At 34.3% G+C, this 318-nt stretch carries 1 protein-coding gene; it reads right to left on the reverse strand.

Features of this window, described 5'->3' with window-relative positions:
- Positions 1 to 318 (reverse strand): glycosyltransferase family 2 protein (locus H2O73_RS23640; protein WP_182110755.1); only part of this gene is annotated, 318 nt, incomplete at both ends.

Genomic DNA, 318 nt, shown 5'->3' on the forward strand with positions numbered 1-318 from the left:
TTCATGGCTCATGTTTCTTGCTCCTATAAGCAATAGGTTTTTGTTTTTAGCTTGTTCTAAAGCTTCTATAAAAACAGGAATATCCTCTGGAAAATGTTGTCCGTCAGAATCTATTGTAATGGCATAATCATAAGCTAAAGATCTAGCTTTTTTAAATCCTAGCCGTAAAGCGTTTCCTTTTCCGGTGTTTTTTTCAATAGGAATATGTGTAAGATGCGGGTAGTTTTCTAGGATTTTAGAGGTGCTATCTGTAGAGCCATCATTAATAATAATAATGTTTTCAGTGAACTGTAAAACACCATCAACCACACGTTTTAG

The organism is Vibrio marinisediminis (assembly GCF_014050145.1).
Taxonomy (GTDB): Bacteria; Pseudomonadota; Gammaproteobacteria; order Enterobacterales; family Vibrionaceae; genus Vibrio; species Vibrio marinisediminis.